General features: G+C 40.4%; 1 protein-coding gene. It reads left to right on the top strand.

Going from position 1 to position 337, the window contains the following annotated elements; all coding sequences use genetic code 11:
• Positions 1-19: 19 nt before the first annotated feature.
• The coding region (locus tag SB658_RS22655; protein ID WP_410602475.1) for an AMP-binding protein at positions 20-337 on the top strand (318 nt) is incomplete at its 3' end.

The following is a 337-nucleotide window of genomic DNA, read 5'->3' as shown; positions in this document are numbered from 1 at the left end:
AGCCCTCAGGGAAAACGGCATCAAAGAGAATGTTGTGGTTCCTATTTTGGTAAGAAGGTCTTTCCGATTGATTATAGGAATATTAGGAATACTAAAGGCAGGGGGATGCTACTTACCGCTTGATCCTGATTATCCGGCAGACAGGATCAATTATATGCTGAAAGACAGTAAAAGCGGCCTGCTGTTAACTGAAGAAGGACTTCCAAATGAATTAACGTACAGCGGAACCATATTTAACATAGATTCAGAGGATTTATTACATCAGTTGGAGACGAACATTGATGTTATTAACAGGGCCGAAGATTTAGCATATGTCATTTATACGTCGGGATCAACC

Source organism: Bacillus sp. SIMBA_008 (genome assembly GCF_046535495.1).
GTDB lineage: Bacteria > Bacillota > Bacilli > Bacillales > Bacillaceae > Bacillus > Bacillus subtilis.
Note: the sequence above shows the minus strand (reverse complement) of the source record. Positions and strands in the feature narration are given on the sequence as shown.